Annotated in this window: 21 protein-coding genes and 5 tRNA genes; 15 read left to right on the forward strand and 11 right to left on the reverse strand. The window is 43.5% G+C overall.

Translation table 11 applies throughout. The annotated features are described in order from the left end of the window. Window positions 1-7 precede the first annotated feature (7 nt). Together F0232_RS22390 and F0232_RS22395 are read right to left on the reverse strand one after the other, a co-directional pair. Window positions 8-418, reverse strand: a complete 411-nt coding sequence (locus F0232_RS22390) for a curli assembly protein CsgF (RefSeq protein WP_004739781.1) — start codon at window positions 416-418, stop codon at window positions 8-10. A gap of 10 nt (window positions 419-428) precedes the next feature. After that, entirely contained in the window at window positions 429-905 is a 477-nt protein-coding gene (locus F0232_RS22395; RefSeq protein WP_162884285.1) for a curli production assembly/transport protein CsgE, read from the reverse strand. A 320-nt stretch (window positions 906-1225) separates the two neighbouring features. Between F0232_RS22395 and F0232_RS22400 the strand changes: the two genes are divergently transcribed. The 3 genes from F0232_RS22400 (at window position 1226) to F0232_RS22410 (ending at window position 3934) form a co-directional block, all read left to right on the forward strand. Next, complete coding sequence (locus tag F0232_RS22400) at window positions 1226-1837, forward strand: curlin subunit CsgB (protein WP_061034138.1); 612 nt, start codon at window positions 1226-1228, stop codon at window positions 1835-1837. 83 nt (window positions 1838-1920) lie between these two features. After that, a complete protein-coding gene (locus F0232_RS22405) occupies window positions 1921-2772 on the forward strand; it encodes a curlin (protein WP_061034139.1) in 852 nt (283 codons plus the stop codon). Window positions 2773-3265: 493 nt separating this feature from the next. Further along, complete coding sequence (locus F0232_RS22410; RefSeq protein ID WP_061034141.1) at window positions 3266-3934, forward strand: LuxR C-terminal-related transcriptional regulator; 669 nt, start codon at window positions 3266-3268, stop codon at window positions 3932-3934. Between the two features lie 445 nt (window positions 3935-4379). Here the strand turns inward: F0232_RS22410 and F0232_RS22415 are convergent. Then, window positions 4380-4456 (reverse strand) — tRNA-Pro (locus F0232_RS22415). 255 nt (window positions 4457-4711) lie between these two features. Between F0232_RS22415 and F0232_RS22420 the strand changes: the two genes are divergently transcribed. From F0232_RS22420 to rluF, 3 genes are all read left to right on the forward strand, one after another. After that, window positions 4712-4852 carry a DUF3149 domain-containing protein gene (locus F0232_RS22420; protein WP_004739790.1) on the forward strand — a complete coding sequence of 47 codons (141 nt, stop codon included), beginning with the start codon at window positions 4712-4714 and terminating at the stop codon, window positions 4850-4852. Between the two features lie 166 nt (window positions 4853-5018). Then, complete coding sequence (gene smrA, locus F0232_RS22425; protein WP_008224527.1) at window positions 5019-5600, forward strand: DNA endonuclease SmrA; 582 nt, start codon at window positions 5019-5021, stop codon at window positions 5598-5600. A gap of 168 nt (window positions 5601-5768) precedes the next feature. Continuing rightward, window positions 5769-6914, forward strand: a complete 1146-nt coding sequence (gene rluF / locus F0232_RS22430; RefSeq protein WP_105059140.1) for a 23S rRNA pseudouridine(2604) synthase RluF — start codon at window positions 5769-5771, stop codon at window positions 6912-6914. Between the two features lie 78 nt (window positions 6915-6992). Here rluF and ybaK read toward each other — a convergent pair whose 3' ends face one another. From ybaK to hemA, 8 genes are all read right to left on the reverse strand, one after another. Next, window positions 6993-7478 (reverse strand): Cys-tRNA(Pro) deacylase, encoded by a 486-nt coding sequence (ybaK, locus tag F0232_RS22435; RefSeq protein WP_061034143.1) that lies wholly within the window; start codon window positions 7476-7478, stop codon window positions 6993-6995. Between the two features lie 118 nt (window positions 7479-7596). Then, window positions 7597-9258 carry a bifunctional UDP-sugar hydrolase/5'-nucleotidase UshA gene (gene ushA / locus F0232_RS22440; protein ID WP_105059139.1) on the reverse strand — a complete coding sequence of 554 codons (1662 nt, stop codon included), beginning with the start codon at window positions 9256-9258 and terminating at the stop codon, window positions 7597-7599. Window positions 9259-9704: 446 nt separating this feature from the next. Beyond that, window positions 9705-10556, reverse strand: a complete 852-nt coding sequence (gene kdsA, locus F0232_RS22445; protein ID WP_061034145.1) for a 3-deoxy-8-phosphooctulonate synthase — start codon at window positions 10554-10556, stop codon at window positions 9705-9707. A gap of 25 nt (window positions 10557-10581) precedes the next feature. Beyond that, window positions 10582-11391, reverse strand: a complete 810-nt coding sequence (locus tag F0232_RS22450; protein WP_061034146.1) for a SirB1 family protein — start codon at window positions 11389-11391, stop codon at window positions 10582-10584. Window positions 11392-11418: 27 nt separating this feature from the next. After that, the gene (locus F0232_RS22455; RefSeq protein WP_004739804.1) at window positions 11419-11802 is read right to left on the reverse strand and encodes a SirB2 family protein; all 384 of its coding nucleotides are present in this window, start codon (window positions 11800-11802) and stop codon (window positions 11419-11421) included. 197 nt (window positions 11803-11999) lie between these two features. Then, a complete protein-coding gene (gene prmC / locus F0232_RS22460; RefSeq protein WP_105059138.1) occupies window positions 12000-12872 on the reverse strand; it encodes a peptide chain release factor N(5)-glutamine methyltransferase in 873 nt (290 codons plus the stop codon). A gap of 5 nt (window positions 12873-12877) precedes the next feature. Continuing rightward, window positions 12878-13966: a peptide chain release factor 1 gene (gene prfA / locus F0232_RS22465; RefSeq protein WP_004739807.1), complete on the reverse strand. Its 1089-nt coding sequence runs from the start codon at window positions 13964-13966 to the stop codon at window positions 12878-12880. Window positions 13967-13994: 28 nt separating this feature from the next. Then, window positions 13995-15254, reverse strand: coding sequence for a glutamyl-tRNA reductase (gene hemA, locus F0232_RS22470; protein WP_008224514.1), 1260 nt, complete (start codon window positions 15252-15254; stop codon window positions 13995-13997). A gap of 160 nt (window positions 15255-15414) precedes the next feature. Here hemA and lolB point away from each other — a divergent pair, with 160 nt between their 5' ends. From lolB to F0232_RS22515, 9 genes are all read left to right on the forward strand, one after another. Continuing rightward, window positions 15415-16062: a lipoprotein insertase outer membrane protein LolB gene (lolB, locus tag F0232_RS22475; RefSeq protein ID WP_061034148.1), complete on the forward strand. Its 648-nt coding sequence runs from the start codon at window positions 15415-15417 to the stop codon at window positions 16060-16062. After that, window positions 16059-16934: a 4-(cytidine 5'-diphospho)-2-C-methyl-D-erythritol kinase gene (gene ispE / locus F0232_RS22480; protein ID WP_061034149.1), complete on the forward strand. Its 876-nt coding sequence runs from the start codon at window positions 16059-16061 to the stop codon at window positions 16932-16934. Before lolB ends, ispE begins: the two co-directional genes overlap by 4 nt. 27 nt (window positions 16935-16961) lie before the next feature. Then, window positions 16962-17906: a ribose-phosphate pyrophosphokinase gene (locus tag F0232_RS22485; RefSeq protein ID WP_004739814.1), complete on the forward strand. Its 945-nt coding sequence runs from the start codon at window positions 16962-16964 to the stop codon at window positions 17904-17906. Between the two features lie 200 nt (window positions 17907-18106). Then, window positions 18107-18697, forward strand: coding sequence for an aminoacyl-tRNA hydrolase (pth, locus tag F0232_RS22490; protein WP_004739815.1), 591 nt, complete (start codon window positions 18107-18109; stop codon window positions 18695-18697). Window positions 18698-18707: 10 nt separating this feature from the next. Continuing rightward, window positions 18708-19799, forward strand: a complete 1092-nt coding sequence (gene ychF, locus F0232_RS22495; protein ID WP_061034150.1) for a redox-regulated ATPase YchF — start codon at window positions 18708-18710, stop codon at window positions 19797-19799. Window positions 19800-20079: 280 nt separating this feature from the next. Then, window positions 20080-20156 (forward strand) — tRNA-Met (locus tag F0232_RS22500). A 66-nt stretch (window positions 20157-20222) separates the two neighbouring features. Next, a tRNA-Leu gene (locus tag F0232_RS22505) sits at window positions 20223-20307 on the forward strand. A 29-nt stretch (window positions 20308-20336) separates the two neighbouring features. Next, window positions 20337-20411: transfer RNA gene (locus tag F0232_RS22510), tRNA-Gln, on the forward strand. A gap of 77 nt (window positions 20412-20488) precedes the next feature. After that, a tRNA-Met gene (locus F0232_RS22515) sits at window positions 20489-20565 on the forward strand. Window positions 20566-20691 lie beyond the last annotated feature (126 nt).

Raw genomic sequence — 20691 nt, forward strand, 5'->3', positions numbered from 1 at the left:
CTTGTGATTAGAGGTCTGGATTTAATCCCGATACGCTGATTTCAGTTGACTCACCCGTCGCTTTGTCGACGATTTGAACCAATAACGTCCCTGAGTCATCAACGATGTTGAGAAAGAAGTCTTCCGTTTCTAGTTGCCCAGTATTGCCATTACCCACGTCAGCAAGCAATTGGCTAATCAGGCGAGACTCTAAGCTGGAGGCTAAACGATCTAATGCTGATTCTTGTTCATCAAAAATATCCCTAGCACTTGGATCTTCGTAATCATTGATAGCGTTAGCGTGATTAAATAGGTGAGAACTGTTTAAAGCGTTTCCACCGAAACTTGGGTTTACGGGCGTATAAACTAATTCGCTCGCGTAAATCGAAGGGGAAGCTAACAACGCAATAAGCGCTGCCTTTCTGAAAAGTATCGACATCCTTGGCTCCTTAAAATTCATCATGGTCTAGGTCGTAAGTATCCTGAAAGAGCCTTTCCGCTTGCCATCTAATGATGTAATTCCCTACAACTCGTGTTGCATCAGCGGCTCGTTCTTTTGCTTGTCTACGACCGGGGGACAACGCTGTACGGAAGATCGGTTTTCTAGAGTGTTGAACCTCTATGATGCTTCCTGATAAAGCTGTTGGCCTCTCTTTTACCGTCAAATTTTCCTTTAGGTCGGGATAACTCTCATTAAGTGATTGCGAGAAGAAGAAATAGAAATCATCACCTAAGCGTGTGATTGTTCTATCCACTATGATTCCGTTCACTTCACTAAAGTCGTTAAACTGTTCCTTCAGGTTATTTGTCGAATCCTCAAGTTTTGTTCCATTTTCCAAAGGAGCGCCATTTTCAAGACCATGGCTCTTTTCGCCTGCGTTAACAACACAAGACAATAGAGCAATTGTAAGCAGCTTGATTTTCATAAGGGCCCCCATTCAAAGTCCATTTACAAAATGAGAATGTGATTCATCGAAACACAATTAAAGACTAATTCATGCCCCCAGTAGCATATATAAACTTTTGGATTAATTTACAAGATGATTTAATTAACTAATGGAGGGATAAAAAAGCCAATTACTAATTAAACTCGTCATATGCAATTAAATATTTTTACCTTTAAGTTTATAGATGATATTCACCTGTGAACCTACTATTTCGACATGCTAGTGAGTTACACGGCGTTCAACAAGGAATATATTATTTAGTTGAACACACGAGCATCAGACACTTTAAGGTAAAAATAATGATAAGTAGGACAGCATCACTTGCCAGCTTAACTTTTTTATATTTATCAATAGGTAGTACAAATATTGCTGCAGCCTCTGGTGTTGAAGGGGACTTTTTACATAATGTCGACCAGGACATTATTAATGACTACAGCGATTTATATAATATCTCTTCTGGAGATTTAGATAACTACTCAGAAATAGATATAACAAACAGTTCGGATTCAAGTTCTGCCATTATTCAATACAGCCCCGGAATAAAAGCAAATAATAGAGCGAAGATAAAACAAAGTGGTCACTCTAATTCTGCGAGTATTAACCAAGTGGGACGGAATAATGTCGCATATATAAATCAAGACGGATCTGATAATACCGCCGCAATTGGGCAGATTGGTGGGAATAGCGAAGCGTTAATTTCCCAAGATGGAAACCACAATTTAGCGGTCATAGGACAAGCGAACTTCTCTGGACAAGGTAGCCAATTAAGCATTGACCAAAAAGGTAATCACAATGTGGCGTTTATGGCTGGCTCAGGAGGAGATAATTTAGGGATTTCTCAAGACGGGCACGACTTTGCGATCGTCAATGCATCGAGCTCAATGAGAATCTTCATCAATCAAGCAAATTAGCGCGCAGTATGGATAGCTTGATTCAAAGTCGCTTCATTTGAGGTGACACATAGTCGACATGGAAATGTATAAGGATACAACTTATGAAACTTACAAAAATTGGAATTTTAGTCGGTGCCATTATTGGTTTTAATGCAGCTCACGCAGATCCACTGCCAACTTCTGCACCAGTCCCAGGAGTGGGCGTGAAAGAGGGTGTTACTGATCTGAGAATCTCAAATAAAGCATCAGCTATTGAGCCTCTAGCGATGGATAACACCGCAATTTGGCAAATGGGTGATGGTGACCATGCTAACGTGTTGATTGAGCAAAACACTTCAGGTATCACTGACGGTCATATCGCACTTGTCGATACTCACAACAGTAAGCGCTCAGACGTAGTCGTTCTTCAAGACGGTAACCTCAATGAGGCACACGTAAAACTACGTTATAAAAGAAACAACGCGCTTATCGATCAAGATGGCTTGAGCAACCAAGCTAGAGTGAAAGTGAAAGGGTCAGGTAAAAATAACGATCTACGAGTTACTCAAGATGGTGACTACAACATTTCCGTAGTGAAAGCGAAAGGTAGCTCAGTACGAAACGAAGCTGACGTATACATCAACGGTGACTCAAATACTACTTACACAGAGTTTAGTAACGGTGGCGTTGAGAGAAACGATGTGGCTATCGATATCTGGGGTGATGGAAACTACGTAGAAACTATCGTTAATACCGATGTGGGTGGTGGTGATAGAAACGATGTAGACATCGACCTAATGAACAGTAACGATAACCGTCTATTTACGTTACAAACTGGTTCATATTCAAACGCAACCATTGACTTGACGAACAGTGACATGAACCAAATCATGGTTGAACAAACGTCTCACGACAATGCCGCAGTATTAGGTAACGGTGCAAACGGAAACGTTGGTCTTATCTACCAAAATTAATATGACATATTTTATATATGACAAAGCGGCGTTTATCGCCGCTTTATTTTACCTAACACATTTAAATACCTACGCTAACACGTTGGACACGATTGAATGTTCAATAAAAAAACAAGATATCATATTGAAAATTGAGAACGACTCTCCGTTCTCATTAACGTTAAAAACACATACCAACTCAGTGTATAATCAGAAAGTTAATAGCGGTAAGACAACTTTAATATTAGGCTTAGATCAATTCCCTGTAAAATTAGAGAATCATATCAACAGCGAAACATGGGAAATTTCCAAATCCTGTGAAATCACAAAAGAGTGAAAACAAACTGAGAAAAAACATACACTTCCAGTTAAGAATAAAATATACCTTCACGTGTTCTATTAATTAGGCTCAAAATTATTCAAATATTTGATATTCAAATTAGCGGAATACTAGTACGTGCTATAAACTTTAAAGTCTAATAAGTACGCGGTGATCAGTAAAAGGAGTTTACACATGGCTAGCCCGGGAGTTCATCGAGCCATTTTAATAGCAGAGAATAATTTGCAATCAACGCTGCTCAAAGAATCTATAGAACAAAAGATAAATTTAAACATAAAACTAGTGTCACCAGAAAGGCTATCGACTAAGTCATTACAAGCTCCAAACTTAGATTTGGTAATTATTGATTACCCTACAATGAGTAAACAGTACACCGAAAAATATCAAGAGCTTAGAGATGACATCGAGAGTGATGTTCATGAAGTATTACTCAATACGCCCAATGACTTCCCTCACTCTGAAATGCTCAAATGGCAGTATCTCGTTGGTATTTTTTATGCATCTGACACGCTTGATAAGCTAGTGACAGGATTTAACTGTATCTTGCAGGGTGAAATGTGGATGAGCAGAAAACTCATTTACCAATACATTAGCTTCTACAGAGATAGGCAGTGCGCGAAAACCAGCCCTTATTACCTTAAGCTCACTAAACGCGAACAGCAGATCATCAAACTACTTGGTGATGGCGCGTCAAACACGCAAATTGCGGATACGCTTTATGTCAGTGAGAATACCGTTAAGGCACACCTTCACAATACATTTAAAAAAATCAAGGTGAAGAATCGCTTACAAGCTTTGATTTGGGTGAAGAATAACGTCGCTACTAATGAGTTCGTTCAATAGCCCTATCTCTAATGCTCTCAACCATAAACAGCCAAAGCAGTTCGAATGCAAAAAAGCCGTAGCTCCTTCTGTTACAAAGAGTGCTACAGCTTTTTCTAATGTGGTCAGTGAAGAGCTTGTTTTGAGCATCAGGCGAACCCCGCTTAGGCTCTCATCCTCTTTCCTACACTCCGAAACGACGAAAGCCTGCTCATTGAGCAGGCTTTCTTAATGTTGTAGGTGAAGAGCTTGTTTTGAACATCAGGCGAACCCCGCTTGGGTTCTAAACCAAATCAAACCATAAAACCCAAATGCAAAAAAGCCGTAGCATCTCTGCTACGGCTTTCTTTAATATGGTCGGTGAAGAGCTTATTTTGAGTATCAGACGAACCCCACTTAGGTTCTAATCCTATTTTCTACGCTCCTAAACGACGAAAGCCTGCTCATTGAGCAGGCTTTCTATAAGTGGTCGGTGAAGAGGGATTCGAACCCCCGACCCTCTGGTCCCAAACCAGATGCGCTACCAAGCTGCGCTATTCACCGAGATATCTGACTGGCTCATTGCCTGTCGATGGAGCGTATAATACGGATTCTGAGTTTATCCGCAAGGGCTTTTTATCATATTTATTGCGATTTTGAATCGTTCGAACAAAAGACATACAGCAACAAGCTCAATGTGACGAAAAACACACAGTTACCAACAAGTATTTAACTTATGCAACAGGATTGATCCAGATCAGTGAATTGATAATGCTACTTAATACACTAAGCCATGTCATATAACTTTGAGGTATACACATGGACTTTTGGCTAGATCTCCTATTTGGTAATGCGGTGGGACTATCTTCAATGATAGTAATCTTCGGGGCTCTGGGTCTCATGATGTTTTATGGAGGCTTCTTCATCTACAAAGTTATGACTGACAAATCTCCTCACTAGAGTCGCTCAGCCTAAATCATTTACCTCAAGCCTCGTTGCTATAGGTAAACTTGAAAACGCTTTGCACCGGAGCTGACTTCTCTTGTCTCCTCCGGTTTTTTCATTTTTAAACCCTACCCCAACTTAGGTATACTTACTCCATCCTTACCAACTTGAGATGCAAACTATGTCTCATGATGACGATTTAGATCTATTCCAACAAATGATGGGCGATGTTAAACGTATCGACCATGACACCGCAGAACACCAGAAAGTACATCGCGTTACAGAGTCTCACCTTGCTAAGCGTGAAGCCGCTATGTGGCTCTCTGATGATGAGAAAGATTACCTATCACTCGATTACTCTCCGATGGTTAAGCCAGACGACGTTATTGCTTACAAGAAAGATGGTGTTCAGGAAGGCGTATACAAAAAACTGCGCCTTGGTAAGTACCCCATTCAGGCCAAACTCGATCTCCATAGAAAGACGCTGAAAGATGCTCGCAACGAAGTGCTGTCATTTTTGCGCCAATGCTTAAGAATGGATGTTCGCACTGTCATTATCGTTCACGGAAAAGGAGAACGTTCAAATCCACCAGCGATGATGAAAAGCTACGTTACCAACTGGCTTACTCAGATCAACGATGTGCAATGTGTACACTCAGCACAGCAATTTCACGGTGGTACCGGTGCTGTTTATGTCATGCTTAGAAAGAGCAATGAGAAGAAACTAGAAAACAGAGAGCGTCATCAAAAGCGCACTAGCTGATCATTGAAATTCTGGATAGGGGTTTCACCCCAAGATCGATATTTAGTGCCTAGACTCAAAGCAAGTGCTAAAATTGTCGTCAGTTAACGAATTCAAACGTAAAGCAACTGCTCTGTAGTTGCTTTTTTGTTTTCCTATATTTCCGTTGTGAAACGCTAAGAGAATATCATGTCACAAGAATCCCAAGCTAAACGCCTTAACAAATACATCAGTGAAACTGGTTTTTGCTCACGCCGCGAAGCCGACAAACTGATTGATGCAGGTCGAGTTACTATTAACGGCAAGATCCCAGAAATGGGCACCAAAGTAATGCCAGGTGATGATGTTGAGATCGACAACAAACCAGTTCGCTCAAAAGAGAAGCCAATCTACATCGCTTTGAATAAGCCGACAGGCATTACCTGCACCACTGAACGTGATATTCCTGGGAACATCGTCGATTTCATCGGTCACCATAAGCGCATCTTCCCGATTGGCCGTTTGGATAAACCATCTGATGGTTTGATCTTCCTAACAAACGACGGTGACATCGTAAATAAGATTCTTCGTGCTGGTAACAACCACGAAAAAGAGTATGTGGTTCGTGTCGATAAGCCAATCACTGGTGAGTTCTTACAGAAAATGGCAGCGGGTGTGCCTATCCTAGATACGGTGACTTTGCCATGTAAGGTTGAGAAAGAGACTAAGTTCTCATTCCGAATCACATTAACGCAAGGTCTGAACCGCCAGATTCGTCGTATGTGTGAAGCACTTGGCTATGAAGTTTTCAAACTGCGTCGTGTTCGTATCATGAACATCTCTTTGGACGGTATCCCTAATGGCAAGTGGCGTTACTTGAGCGAAGAAGAGATCGCAGAAATTCTAGCTATGTGTGAAGGTTCTGTAAGTACAGAAGACGCATCTAAAATTAATGCGAAGGGTCAGCGTATCCGCAAGGCGACAGATGCTAAGCTGTTTGATAGCCGTGAAGAGAACCAAGCTTCGACCGCTCGCCGTAATCAAAAAGAGAATCGCACTCGTACTTACCGCGGTAATAACGCGGATGAATTCCGTCATGCACCTAATTCAAAGCGTGGTCGTAATTCATCGAATGGCGAAAACAAAGGCCAAAGCAAGGGCAATACAGAGAATTGGAAATCGAATTCTCGATCAGAGCGCTCTAACTCAGACAACAAGAGTTCAGATCGCAATCGCGCTGGCCGTGGTAATGCCGACCACCGAGGTGGCAAGTCGACTAATCGCCACCAAGAGTCAAACCGACCAAATAAGCCAGCAGCAAAACGTGTTGGTGGTACTCTAGGTCTGAAAAAGTAGAGTGATTCCGTATACAAAAACGCCCATGACTAAGTGGGCGTTTTTATTTGTTATTTCATACATCATGCCTTGTGACGACTAGCCATCAGCTTGCAAGCACAAATCAGTAAACTGAGCTCGAGTTAGTTGAGCTAAATCTTTAGGGGCAAGTTCAATTTCCAACCCTCGCTTGCCTGCACTTACGCAGATCGTTTCAAAATCCGTCGCACTGGAATGAACAAAAGTCGGCAGCGCTTTCTTCTGACCAAGCGGACTGATCCCCCCTACTACATAACCTGTCGTTTTCTGAGCAATATCTGGGTTGGCCATCTCTGCTTTTTTACCTTTTGCCGCTTTAGCCGCAAGTTTCAAATTTAGTTTCTGGTCGACAGGAATCACCGCAACAGCCAAGTCTTTAGCCACACCATTTAGGCAGAATAACAGCGTTTTGAATACACGTTTAGGATCCTGACCAAGCGCCTCAACGGCTTCTAATCCATAGTTGGTATTGTTAGCATCGTGGTGATACTGATGCACCGTATGAGCGATTTTCTTTTTCTTGGCAAGATTGATTGCAGGGGTCATAACAAATCCAAACGATAGATAAACAAAAAGCGACGCCGGAGCGTCGCTTTAGTTAAATTTATCATGGCGCTAGAGTCAATCGAATTTAGCGCTTAATGATTCAATTGTTCGCATTAAATTACTTGTAAACAATTTGACCTGAAGGTGCGTACTTGTTCACGTCAACTGGGCTATTCGCTTCTAGGTACTCTTTCAATACTTCAGCGTCAACAAAACCTGTATTTACGTAACCAGGGTGATCAGACAGTTTAGGGTAGCCGTCACCACCAGCAGCGTTAAAGCTTGGTACTGTGAAGCGGTATGTTTCGTCTAAACGAAGTTGCTTGCCGCCGATGAATACGTTAGATACTTCACCGTTCGCTACCGTCATTGAGATACCAGCGAATTGTGCGTAAGCACCTGAATCGATAGGTTTAGTTGCCACTACATTTAGGTAATCTAGAACTTCTTTACCCGTCATGTCTGTGTAAGTCAGGATGTTTGCAAAAGGTTGTACTGTTAGTACATCTTTGTATGTTACTTCACCCGCTTCAATTGAATCACGAACACCACCAGAGTTCATCACAGCGAAGTCTGCTTTTGCACGCTCCATGTGAGAAGTTGCAATCAGACGACCAAGGTTTGTTTGTTGGAAGCGAACCACGTTACGGTCACCTTCAAGCTTGCCATTTGTTTCAGCAATCTTAACTTCAAGCTGTGCTTGGCCTTGCTCTTGGAAAGGACGTAGGAATTCAAGTAGCTCAGGATCTTGTGCGATCTCGTCTTGGATAAGTACACGTTGCTTCTTACCGTCGATCTTAACCTTTTTCTTCAGGTTAACTGGGATTAGGTCATAGCTCACCATCTCTAACTCGCCATTACGGAATTCGTAATCAGCACGGCCTACATATTTACCCCATTCGTGAGCTTGAACGATGTAAGTACCGTTTTGAAGGTCAGGTTTACACTCATCACCCGGCTTGAAGTTTTTCTTCGCAACGTTAGGGCCTTCCATACATACAGGCTCTTGAGAGTGACCACCAACGATCATGTCTAGGTCACCTTCGTCTAGGTAACGCGCTAGTGCAACATCACCTGGTGCGTTAACGCCACGCTGACCATTTTCGTAGTGACCCATGTGAGTCACAGCAAAGATAAGATCTGGTTTTTCTGTTTCTTTAAGTTCAGCGATCAGTTTCTTCGCTTCTTCTTTAGGGTCACGGAAATCGATACCTGCGATAAACTCTGGGTTACCAATCTTTTGGGTATCTTCAGTCGTCAAACCAATAACCGCGATTTTAATACCTTGCTTTTCAAACATCTCATAAGCTTGGAACTTACGTTCGCCAGTCGCTTTATCGTAGATGTTTGCAGATAGCATTGGGAAGTTAGCCCAATCAATTTGCTTTTGTAGTACGTCTAGTGAGTTATCAAACTCATGGTTACCTAATGCCATTGCATCATAACCAATCTTGTTCATGCCTTTGAAATCAGGTTCTGCATCCTGAAGATCTGACTCTGGTACACCCGTGTTGATGTCACCACCAGATAGAAGCAACACGCTACCGCCTTCTGCTTCAACTTCTGCACGAAGTTGATCAACCAGCGTTTTACGCGCAGACATGCCGTACTCGCCGTATTTGTTCTGCCAGAAACGACCATGGTTGTCGTTAGTGTGAAGAATCGTTAGCTTGTAAGTTTCGTCTTGGTTCCAATCATGAGCAGATTGAGACGCACAACCAGCTAAAGTCGCTAGAATTGCAGCACTTAGTGCTGTCTTTAGAATAAGGCGTTGCTTCATTGTCATACCTTTGAACTTTTTAGGGGAATCCACTGCTTCTCCCACTCCCATAGAGCCAATGCTTACTTAATAAACATGGTTAGAGAATGGTAAAACTTGAAGTAGTTTAAATTAAGACGGTAAACCTAACAGAGTGATTTCATATTTATGTAGGATAGATCACCTTAATCCCCTATCGAGTGTGTAACAAAGCGACAAAGTTACATTTGAGCAAATAAGTGATCACAGGCAAACGTTTTCATCATTTTTTAGATTATTTGTGATTTACTCAATCCAGCTTCCCCATAGAGTGACATTCGTTAAATTTATTCGATTTATCAGAGCCTTAATAGCTACGTTATAACATCACAACCCAAACTTAAGGAGCTCAAGCTAGTAGCCATTCACTTAGCTACAGGTACAAAAAAGCCGGCACTTGCGCCGGCTCTTAATTCTATACAGTTCGATTATTTAATATCGATGTGGTCAAAGCCTTTGATAAGGTCATCAAGTGCTTTCATCTGCTTCAAGAACGGCTCTAGCTTATCCAGAGGCAGTGCCGATGGACCATCACAACGTGCTTGGTCTGGGTTCGGGTGAGCTTCAATGAATAGACCAGCAATACCGGTCGCTAAGCCAGCTTTAGCAAGTTCAACCGTTTGCTCACGACGACCACCAGATGCTGCACCTGAAGGGTCACGCATTTGCAGAGAGTGCGTCACGTCAAAGATGATCGGGCTACCGTTTGAAGACTTCTTCATTACGCCAAAACCAAGCATATCTACAACTAGGTTGTCATAGCCCATGCAAGAGCCACGCTCACAAAGGATAATCTTGTCGTTGCCACATTCAGCGAATTTATCCACGATGTTACCAACTTGGTTTGGGCTCATGAACTGAGGCTTCTTCACGTTGATAACTGCACCAGTCTTAGCCATCGCTTCAACAAGGTCAGTTTGACGAGCTAGGAATGCTGGAAGTTGAATAACATCAACTACATCAGCAACTGGCTGAGCTTGTGCTTCGGTGTGAACATCAGTGATGATCTTTACGCCAAATGTGTCTTTCAATTCTTGGAAGATTTTTAGACCTTCTTCCATACCAGGGCCACGGTATGAGTGAACTGAGCTGCGGTTTGCCTTATCGAAAGAGGCCTTAAATACATAAGGAATACCCAGCTTTTCAGTTACTTTCACGTAGTGCTCACAGATCTGCATTGCTAGATCGCGAGATTCAAGAACGTTCATGCCTGCAAATAGCGTAAATGGCTTGTCGTTAGCAATTGGCATGTCGCCAATATGAACTGTTTTCTGTTCCATCATATTCTCTCTAAATAATTATTAATTAGTGAACAACCACGGTCTTTTCATTCATGACGTTCACTTGAGATTTCAGTAACTCAGATGCAGGGTCATCTGGGCATTGGTCGATAAAATATTGGTAATCCGTCGCCGCCACTTGGTGACAATCCAACTGCTGATAGATAAAGCCACGGTCGCGGATTTCATACGGGTCGTCCGGTACAAACGTTAATGCAAGGTCTGTACATTTCAATGCAAGCGTATAGCGCTCTTCTCTCAGTAGTGCACTCTTTAGTAGCGCTAGCCACTTACCAATGATTGTTGGATGATCAGCCACTTCTAAATGCTCTGATTTAAGCTTAGCCAATGGTCCATCATGACCGATCAACCACGCTCGCAGTGTCTGTTCACCAACGTATTCACCATTGTAGGGGTTGATATACACTGCTGCTTGGCCGTACCAAGTCACTTTAAGCAGAAACTGAGTCGGGAAAGAGACACCCTCTACAGGAAAGCCTAGCTTGCGACCTAGAAAAAGAAAGATAGCGCCAAGACTGACTGGAATACCTTTCTTACGCTCTAGCACTTTATCGATGAAAGCATTCTCTGAAGAGAAGTAGGCATCTTTATCGCCAGCAAAGCCCCATTCATAGAAGAATAGTCGAATAAAGGACTCAAACTTCTGTTGCTCGTCGGTTTCATGAACCAAAGCAAACTCAGCTTCTTTAAACAATCTCGCCAATTCTTGCTCAGCCCAACTATCTTGAGTCTCTGGGTTAATCGCTTTATTTAAGATCAATGCACCTTCAGCTAATTCTAGCTGGTCAAAGTCTTCGTCAAAAAATTCGTACATAGGTAGTTAACCGAAATAAGGAGATCATTAACCGAAAAATGTTGGTGTCTTCGTCATCGCAATTTTGCCAGCCATCGCTAACCAGCCAAGCGCACCGAAGAACGAGAATACTCTCAATAACTTGTTTTTACCCAACTTAAGCGCAAAGAAACCGAGTGCGATATAAGCCATCACACAAGTTAGCTTTTCTGTTAGCCATGGCGCAGCTGGAGTAAATGGAATAAAGCCAGTGATAAAAATCAAACCAATACCCGATAGCAACAGCAACGAGTCGTTGATATGAGGGAAACGCTGCAAGAAAGGGTGCTTAAGCTTTGGTGAGTTCGCCATCATAAGAACGAAACGAATTGAAAGAAGTGACACGCTTATCGCAATCGTTAGTAGGTGAAAATGTTTTAAACCTTCGTACATGGTATTCCTTTATATTTTTATATGTGCTTTCGTTAACACGAGCGACACAGTACCCGTTAGTGCTCTGTATTTCTGCGTTAAATGCATTACCGAGTCAAATGTAATTTCGCGTTAAAGGTATCAATTTCGTAAGTTCGCCTTCTTGGGTTACGTGAGTGACTAGCAAATACTGAGCCCCCGAAGCAAACGACAACGAACTATAAGCAATAACGACCTAATGTTACTCGGTCATTGCCACCGTAATCTTTCTCTGTGACCACATCGAGATAACCTAGCGCTTGCATTATCTCACGTACAGCCAAGCCTTGGTCGTAACCGTGTTCAAATGCCAACCAACCCTCATTTTCTAAAAAGCCACGTGCGTTTTCAGAAATGTAGCGAATATCAGCAAGCCCTTTCTCTTCAGCAACAAGCGCAGTAATCGGCTCAAAACGCACATCGCCCTGAGATAGATGAGGATCATCTTTCTCTATGTAAGGTGGGTTAGAGACAATCAGAGAGAACTTAACCTCATCGCCATCAGAAGCCAGACCGCTAAGCGGATCAAACCAACTGCCATGCAAGAACGTGGCATTGGTGATGTTTAAGCGTTTCGCATTCTCTGTTGCAAGCGCTTGAGCTTCAGGACGAAGATCAATGCCCGTCACTGGTCGATTTGGCATCTCAGACGCCAACGCCAATGCGATAGCACCAGTACCTGTCCCTAAATCGAGAATCGCGCCTTGTTTGCCATAAGTTTTATCCAACGCGACTTCGACCAAACGCTCGGTATCCGGACGAGGAATTAGAGTAGATGGCGAAACTTTTAGCGGCAGCGACCAAAACTCACGCTCACCAACAATGTAAGCCACTGGCTCACCGGTTAAGCGACGTTTTAAAAGGGCTTGAAATTCAGACTCTTGCTCTGAGGTGAGATGCTTCTCAGGCCAAGTAAGTAGGTAAGATCTTGGTTTATCTAAGGCGTGACAAAGCAGTACCGCAGCATCAATTGAGGGTGACGTGTTGTCACCCTCTTGAAGCGCTACGATTGCTGCTTTTAATGCACTTTCAACCGTATAGGCAGATTGCATAAGGTTTAGTTGTTCTCAGCTAGCGCAGCAAGTTGGTCTGCTTGGTGCTCTTGTAGAACCGGATCAATCAGGCTTTGCATGTCACCTTCTAACACTTCGTTCAGACGGTAAAGTGTTAGGTTGATACGGTGATCAGAAACACGACCTTGCGGGTAGTTGTAAGTACGGATACGGTCACTACGGTCACCCGAGCCTAGCAGGTTACGACGCGTGTCTGATACTTCAGCCGCACGGCGCTCTTCTTCAGCTTGTACAATACGCGCAGCAAGAACAGCCATCGCCTTCGCCTTGTTTTTGTGTTGAGAACGCTCGTCCTGACACTCTACTACTGTACCTGTTGGCAAGTGAGTAATACGGATAGCTGAATCCGTGGTGTTAACGTGCTGACCACCCGCGCCAGAAGCACGGAAGGTATCGATTTTCAGGTCTGCAGCCTTTATTTCTGGAAGATCCGCTTCTGGGATTTCAGGCATAACAGCAACAGTACATGCAGAAGTATGAACACGGCCTTGAGATTCAGTCTCTGGTACACGTTGAACACGGTGACCGCCTGATTCAAACTTCATTACTCCGTAAACACCTTCACCGCTTACTTTAGCGATCATCTCTTTGTAGCCGCCTTGCTCTGAGTCATTGCTGCTCATGACTTCAACGCGCCAGCCTTTCTTCTCTGCAAACTTAGAATACATACGGAAAAGGTTACCCGCGAAGATACCCGCTTCATCACCACCCGCACCTGCACGGATCTCTAGGAAACAGTTACGCTCATCGTTTGGATCTTTAGGTAGAAGAAGAATCTGAAGCTCATCAGTTAGACGCTCAATCGCTTCTTTCGCTTCTTTAATTTCTTCCTGCGCCATTTCGCGCATCTCTTCGTCGTCTTCCTGCGCCATATCTTCGGCAGCTTCTAGATCGTCTTGAGCTTGCTGGTAAGCTTGGAAGCACTTAGTCACTTCTTCTAACTGAGAGTACTCTTTAGATAGTGCACGGAATTTGTTTTGATCACCGATCACATCTGGATCGCCAAGCAGGTGTTGAACTTCTTCGTAGCGTTCAACAAGTGTTTCAAGCTTTACTAGAATCGAGGCTTTCATAATGTCTTATCTTGTTGGAGGTCTAATATTATTGAGGGTCTTCTAGGCCCAAACTCTGTCTAATGACCGTTAATTTCGCAGGTTCTCCTTGCTCAGCAGCACTTTGTAGTGCGCGGGTTGGAGCATGGATCAATTTGTTTGTGAGCTTATTGCTAAGCTCCAGTAAAACTTTCTCAGGGTCACCGCCAGCGGCAAGTGATTGTAAACTTTTACTCAATAATTCTTCGCGGATTTCATTCGCTGACTTTCGGTACTCACGAATACTGTCGACCGCTTGTAGTGAGCGCATCCAACTCATGAACGCGGCACTTTCTTCACTGACGATCGCTTCAGCTTGGATTGCTTCCACTTTACGTTGCTCGATGTTGCCATCAACAATCGACTGCAAATCATCAACCGAATACAAGTAAGCATCGTTCAGTTCGCCAACCTGTGATTCCACATCACGAGGCACTGCAATATCAACCAATAACATAGGTTGATGCTTTCTTGTTTTCAGAGCGGTCTCTACCATACCCTTACCAATAATTGGCAGCGGGCTTGCGGTTGAACTGATCACGATATCTGCTCTGTGCAGGTGATCTGGAATTTCATTTAAGCTGATCACTTCAGCACCAAACTCTTCGGCTAACCCTAAAGCACGCTCACGAGTTCGGTTAGCCACAATCATTTTAGTACAGCCATTTGCTGAAAGGTGCTTAGCCACAAGTTCAATCGTTTCACCAGCACCAACCAACAACACGGTTGAATCAGCAATCGACTCAAAAATATGCTTGGCTAAAGTACAAGCTGCGTAAGCCACAGACACCGCACTTCCGCCGATTTCTGTTTCAGTTCGAACGCGCTTCGCCACAGAAAATGATTTCTGGAACAGCTTTTCCATTGAAGCATCGACAGACTTACTACCACGAGAGTCTGTATAAGCTTGCTTAACCTGACCTAAGATTTGCGGCTCACCCAAAACCAAAGAGTCCAAACCACAAGCAACGCGCATTAAATGTTTAATGGCAGCCTGCTCTTCATGGATATAAAGACTTGGCTTTAGCTCTTCAGGGCTAACTTGGTGGAAAACCGACAACCAATCGATAAGCTTGTTTTTTGCTCCGCTTTTAACGTCACAATACACTTCAGTTCGGTTACAGGTAGAAAGTATGACACTTCCATTTACGTGTGCATTTGCGTTAAGTTGCTTGAGTGCCTCAGACAGTTTATCTGGACCAAAAGCGACTTTTTCTCGCAATTCAACCGACGCTGTATTGTGATTGATACCTACGGCAAGCAAAGACATGTATCAGAAGTTCTCGATCAGGGAATGGAAACAAGGGGCGAATTTTACTTGATGCATGGCTCTATTTAAAGAGCAAGCGGGATTTGTTTTCCTGACTTCGTGAATTCAATGCTATAGTTGAAGCGTTTTTTAGATGAATTTGAACAAGTTGTGAGCAAATATGGGCAAGCTTCGTAAAATCGCGTCTCTTATTTTTATTACCATAATCATGGTGGGTTGCTCGTCTATCCCGGAACAACCGACGAGTGTTGAATGGCAAACACACCAAAGCCGCCTATTACAGATAGAAAACTATCAAGCTTCAGGTAAGCTTGCCTACATCTCTCCCGAGCAGCGCCAAAGCCTCAATTTCGTTTGGAAGCACTCTCCAAATCAAAGCCAATTAAGACTCACCACTTTCCTTGGTCAAACCGCATTAAACCTGACCATTGATCCATCTGGCGCCAAAGTCGTCACTTATGATGACCAAGTATTTACCCACGCGAGCGCCTCTATTTTGGTTGAGCAGCTTACAGGCTTGAAGATCCCTGTTGATCATCTGCCACAATGGTTCCTTGGCATTCCAGACCAAGCGGATAGCTATCAGCTAAATACAACGAACACCCTTGAGTCACTAACCAAGCAAGTCAGCAACCAACTATGGACTCTGAGTTTTGCTAACTATCGCAATACAGAGATGCCGAGTACGCTGCAATCTGGTGAAGACAAAGTAAATGTGGAGACGATTCCGCTCCCTACTCGACTCTCTTTCAAGCAAGACCAAAACAAAATCAATATCGTAGTTTCGAAGTGGACACTGAAAAAATGATTACAACACCAACACACTGGCCTTCTCCAGCAAAGCTGAATCTATTTCTTTATATCACTGGCCGACGTGATAATGGTTACCACGAGCTTCAAACACTCTTTCAATTTGTTGACTTTGGTGATGAACTGACGGTTACCGCAAACTCAGAAACGAGCTCGATAACCATCACGCCTGAAATACCTGGCGTAGCGCTTGAAGACAACCTAATTTGGAAAGCCGCTACTGCACTTCAACATTACACCTCGACCTCTTTCGGCGCCGATATTGAACTAAAGAAAGTACTGCCAATGGGTGGTGGTATTGGCGGAGGCTCATCAAATGCTGCAACTGTGTTAGTGGCGCTTAATTACTTGTGGCAACTGAATCTTTCTGATGATCAACTTGCAGAGATCGGTCTGAACCTTGGCGCTGATGTACCAGTGTTTGTGCGAGGCCATGCCGCCTTTGCTGAAGGCGTTGGTGAGCAGTTGCTACCTGCTAATCCGGATGAAAAATGGTATCTCGTGGTTAAGCCTCAAGTAAGCATAGCAACTGTGGACATATTCACACATCCAGAATTAACCAGAAATACGCCAAAGCGAGCGCTATCAACGCTTCTAGAGCAAGAATACGTAAACGATTGCGAAAAAATTGTTCGAATGCTGTACCCAGAGGTTGATAAGCAACTTTCATGGCTGCTACAATACGCGCCGTCGAGATTGACTGGCACAGGTTCGTGCGTTTTTGCTGAATTTAGCAGCAAAAAAGAAGCCGAATTGGTGCTAGAAAAACTGCCTGACGCCGTTTCCGCATTTGTAGCGAAAGGACGAAACACTTCTCCTTTAAAAGAAACGTTGGCTGAATACCACTCAGCCCACCCACAATCTATTTAAAACTGGACGCAACCCGAGGTTTCCACCGTGCCTGATATGAAGCTATTTGCTGGTAACGCAACACCTGAACTAGCCCAACGTATTGCTGATCGTCTATACATCTCTCTTGGCGATGCTACTGTAGACCGTTTTTCTGATGGCGAAGTCGCTGTTCAAATCAATGAAAACGTTCGTGGTAGCGATGTATTCCTGATTCAATCAACTTGTGCACCAACCAATGACAACCTAATGGAATTGGTGGTAATGATTGACGCAATGCGCCGTGCTTCTGCTGGCCGTATTACTGCTGTAATCCCTTACTTCGGTTATGCCCGTCAAGATCGTCGTGTACGTTCTGCACGTGTGCCAATTACTGCAAAAGTTGTTGCAGATTTCCTTTCTAACGTTGGCGTAGACCGCGTTCTTACTATCGACCTACACGCAGAGCAAATCCAAGGCTTCTTCGATGTACCAGTTGATAACATCTTCGGTACTCCAGTTCTTCTAGAAGACATGGCTAACCGTGGCCTAGAAAACCCAGTTGTGGTTTCTCCCGACCTTGGTGGTGTTGTACGTGCTCGTGCAACGGCTAAAGCGCTAGGTGACGTTGATATCGCTATCGTTGATAAGCGTCGTCCACGTGCTAACGTTTCTGAAGTAATGAACCTAATCGGTGATGTTGAAGGCCGCGACTGTGTTATCGTTGATGACATGATCGATACAGGTGGCACACTATGTAAAGCAGCTGAAGCGCTTAAAGAGCGCGGTGCTAAGCGTGTATTCGCTTACGCAACTCACGCTGTTTTCTCTGGTACTGCTGCAAACAACATCAAGAACTCTGTTCTAGACCAAGTTATCGTAACGGATTCTATCTCTCTATCTCCAGAGATGGCTGCGACAGGTAAAGTAACAACACTTAGCCTTTCTCGCATGCTTGCTGAAGCGATTCGTCGTATCAGCAACGAAGAATCAATCTCAGCGATGTTCAACTAATCAAGGCTATTTAGCTTTGTTATAGAAACTCGTTAGAGAAAGACATTAAGCACTTCATTAAATGAAGTGCTTTTTTTATATCTGGTGACCGTTGTTTATCACACCTCGGAATAATCATGGTGCTATCAGCTAGCTCGCACCTTTTTCATAAACTGTGATATCATACGGCGCTTTTTGAAATCCCAAGAGAGATCCATACCTTGAGCCAACAAATAAAACTTCTCGTTGGACTGGCTAATCCAGGTCCAGAATACGCCAAAACTCGCCACAATGCGGGTGCTTGGGTAGTTGAAGAATTAGCACGTGTACACAACGTAACACTGAAGAACGAACCAAAGTTCTTTGGCCTAACGGGTCGTATCATGGTTCATGGTGAAGATCTTCGTTTGCTGATCCCAACGACTTTTATGAACTTGTCAGGCAAAGCAGTTGCAGCTTTGGCAAAGTTCTACCAAATTAAACCAGAAGAGATCATGGTTGCTCATGATGAGTTAGACCTTCCTCCTGGTATTGGAAAGTTCAAAAAAGGTGGTGGTCATGGTGGACACAACGGTCTAAAAGACATCATCAGCAAGCAGGGTAACAATAAAGAATTCTATCGTCTGAGATTAGGCATCGGCCATCCTGGGCACAAAGATAAAGTTGCAGGTTATGTATTAGGCAAAGCTCCGCAAAAAGAGCAAGAGTGTATCGAGGCCGTCGTTGACGAATCGGTTCGCAGCCTAGACATCTTATTAAAAGATGGCCTACCAAAAGCACAAAATCGCTTACATACGTTCAAAGCAGAATAAGGTTTATATCATGGGTTTTAAATGTGGCATCGTTGGTCTACCAAACGTTGGTAAGTCAACTCTGTTTAACGCACTGACTAAAGCAGGCATCGAAGCAGCAAACTTTCCATTTTGTACGATCGAACCAAACACAGGTATCGTTCCGGTTCCAGATCTACGCTTAGATGCATTAGCAAAAATTGTTAATCCACAAAAGATCCTTCCAACAACGATGGAATTCGTTGATATCGCTGGCCTAGTTGCTGGTGCATCTAAAGGTGAAGGTCTTGGTAACAAATTCCTAGCGAACATCCGTGAAACTGACGCGATCGGTCACGTTGTACGCTGCTTTGAAAACGAAAACATCGTTCACGTTTCTGGCAAAGTATCTCCAATCGAAGATATCGAAGTGATCAACCTTGAACTTGCACTGGCTGACTTAGACAGCTGTGAGCGTGCAATTCAACGCAACGCTAAGAAAGCAAAAGGCGGCGACAAAGACGCTAAATTCGAAATCACTGTACTAGAAAAACTACTACCAGTTCTTACTGAAGGTGGTATGGCGCGTACTGTTGAACTAGCGAAAGAAGAAGCGGCAGCAATCGGCTACCTAAACTTCCTAACACTTAAGCCAACAATGTACATCGCAAACGTTGCTGAAGATGGTTTTGAAAACAACCCTTACCTAGATGCTGTTCGTGAATACGCTGAAAAAGAGAACAACGTTGTTGTTGCAGTATGTGCTGCTATCGAATCTGAGCTTTCTGAGCTTGACGACGAAGATCGTGAAGAGTTCCTAGCGGACATGGGTATCGAAGAACCAGGTCTAAACCGAGTGATCCGCTCTGGTTACGAACTACTTACTCTTCAAACTTACTTCACAGCGGGTGTTAAAGAAGTTCGCGCTTGGACAATTCCTGTAGGCGCAACAGCTCCACAAGCGGCTGGTAAGATCCACACAGACTTCGAAAAAGGCTTCATCCGAGCTGAAGTTGTTGGTTTTGATCACTTCATCGAATTTAACGGTGAGAGCGGCGCAAAAGACGCAGGTAAATGGCGTCTAGAAGGCAAAGAATACATCGTAAAAGATGGTGACGTTGTTCACTTCCGCTTCAACGTATAATTGCTGATTAAATATCGGATAAAAGGCCAGTGAATTTCACTGGCCTTTTTGTTTTTACTCTTTAGCAAGAGTTCGACATCAGAAAGTTAACTTCCTATATATATCGCCCTTTTGACCTATTTTTGCCGACAAATACGCCTCTTTGACTAAAAAGAAACCGAACAGATGTTTATTCGTGATTTATTCAAAAAAAAAGTTGACGGGTTTCACTCAACTACGCATAATGCGCCCCGTTCACAGCGAAGCGGCAACGTTTCAAAATGAGCAACAATTTGGAAATGGCTACTTAGCTCAGTTGGTTAGAGCACATCACTCATAATGATGGGGTCGCAGGTTCAAATCCCGCAGTAGCCACCATTTCCTAAGCACTCTATTCGTTATTAAACACTTGTTTTTAACTATAAAGAGTTTTTAGGAAATAAAGCGGACGTGGCGGAATTGGTAGACGCACCAGATTTAGGTTCTGGCGCCGCAAGGTGTGAGAGTTCAAGTCTCTCCGTCCGCACCATATTGAGATGTCTTAAATGATATCATTGTTGGGCTATCGCCAAGCGGTAAGGCACCGGCTTTTGATGCCGGCATTCCCTGGTTCGAATCCAGGTAGCCCAGCCACAATTTAAAGTGTAATTATCTTTAAAAAGATAATGGCATTGAAAGCAAGATTATATTATATTGTCTCGCTCTCAGATGGCTACTTAGCTCAGTTGGTTAGAGCACATCACTCATAATGATGGGGTCGCAGGTTCAAATCCCGCAGTAGCCACCACTATTTCTTTTGAAATAGAAAGACAACGTCTTATTGAATCACCAATATTCAGTATGACTATAAAGATTTGCTGCGGTCGTGGCGGAATTGGTAGACGCACCAGATTTAGGTTCTGGCGCCGAGAGG

This window comes from Vibrio sp. T3Y01 (genome assembly GCF_013114525.1).
GTDB lineage: Bacteria > Pseudomonadota > Gammaproteobacteria > Enterobacterales > Vibrionaceae > Vibrio > Vibrio chagasii_B.

Bases quoted from the DNA above. Each gene is read 5' to 3' on its own strand.
- F0232_RS22390 (WP_004739781.1), bottom strand. From the start codon at position 418: ATGTCGATACTTTTCAGAAAGGCAGCGCTTATTGCGTTGTTAGCTTCC.
- F0232_RS22395 (WP_162884285.1), bottom strand. From the start codon at position 905: ATGAAAATCAAGCTGCTTACAATTGCTCTATTGTCTTGTGTTGTTAAC.
- F0232_RS22400 (WP_061034138.1), top strand. From the start codon at position 1,226: ATGATAAGTAGGACAGCATCACTTGCCAGCTTAACTTTTTTATATTTA.
- F0232_RS22405 (WP_061034139.1), top strand. From the start codon at position 1,921: ATGAAACTTACAAAAATTGGAATTTTAGTCGGTGCCATTATTGGTTTT.
- F0232_RS22410 (WP_061034141.1), top strand. From the start codon at position 3,266: ATGGCTAGCCCGGGAGTTCATCGAGCCATTTTAATAGCAGAGAATAAT.
- F0232_RS22420 (WP_004739790.1), top strand. From the start codon at position 4,712: ATGGACTTTTGGCTAGATCTCCTATTTGGTAATGCGGTGGGACTATCT.
- smrA (WP_008224527.1), top strand. From the start codon at position 5,019: ATGTCTCATGATGACGATTTAGATCTATTCCAACAAATGATGGGCGAT.
- rluF (WP_105059140.1), top strand. From the start codon at position 5,769: ATGTCACAAGAATCCCAAGCTAAACGCCTTAACAAATACATCAGTGAA.
- ybaK (WP_061034143.1), bottom strand. From the start codon at position 7,478: ATGACCCCTGCAATCAATCTTGCCAAGAAAAAGAAAATCGCTCATACG.
- ushA (WP_105059139.1), bottom strand. From the start codon at position 9,258: ATGAAGCAACGCCTTATTCTAAAGACAGCACTAAGTGCTGCAATTCTA.
- kdsA (WP_061034145.1), bottom strand. From the start codon at position 10,556: ATGGAACAGAAAACAGTTCATATTGGCGACATGCCAATTGCTAACGAC.
- F0232_RS22450 (WP_061034146.1), bottom strand. From the start codon at position 11,391: ATGTACGAATTTTTTGACGAAGACTTTGACCAGCTAGAATTAGCTGAA.
- F0232_RS22455 (WP_004739804.1), bottom strand. From the start codon at position 11,802: ATGTACGAAGGTTTAAAACATTTTCACCTACTAACGATTGCGATAAGC.
- prmC (WP_105059138.1), bottom strand. From the start codon at position 12,872: ATGCAATCTGCCTATACGGTTGAAAGTGCATTAAAAGCAGCAATCGTA.
- prfA (WP_004739807.1), bottom strand. From the start codon at position 13,966: ATGAAAGCCTCGATTCTAGTAAAGCTTGAAACACTTGTTGAACGCTAC.
- hemA (WP_008224514.1), bottom strand. From the start codon at position 15,254: ATGTCTTTGCTTGCCGTAGGTATCAATCACAATACAGCGTCGGTTGAA.
- lolB (WP_061034148.1), top strand. From the start codon at position 15,415: ATGGGCAAGCTTCGTAAAATCGCGTCTCTTATTTTTATTACCATAATC.
- ispE (WP_061034149.1), top strand. From the start codon at position 16,059: ATGATTACAACACCAACACACTGGCCTTCTCCAGCAAAGCTGAATCTA.
- ychF (WP_061034150.1), top strand. From the start codon at position 18,708: ATGGGTTTTAAATGTGGCATCGTTGGTCTACCAAACGTTGGTAAGTCA.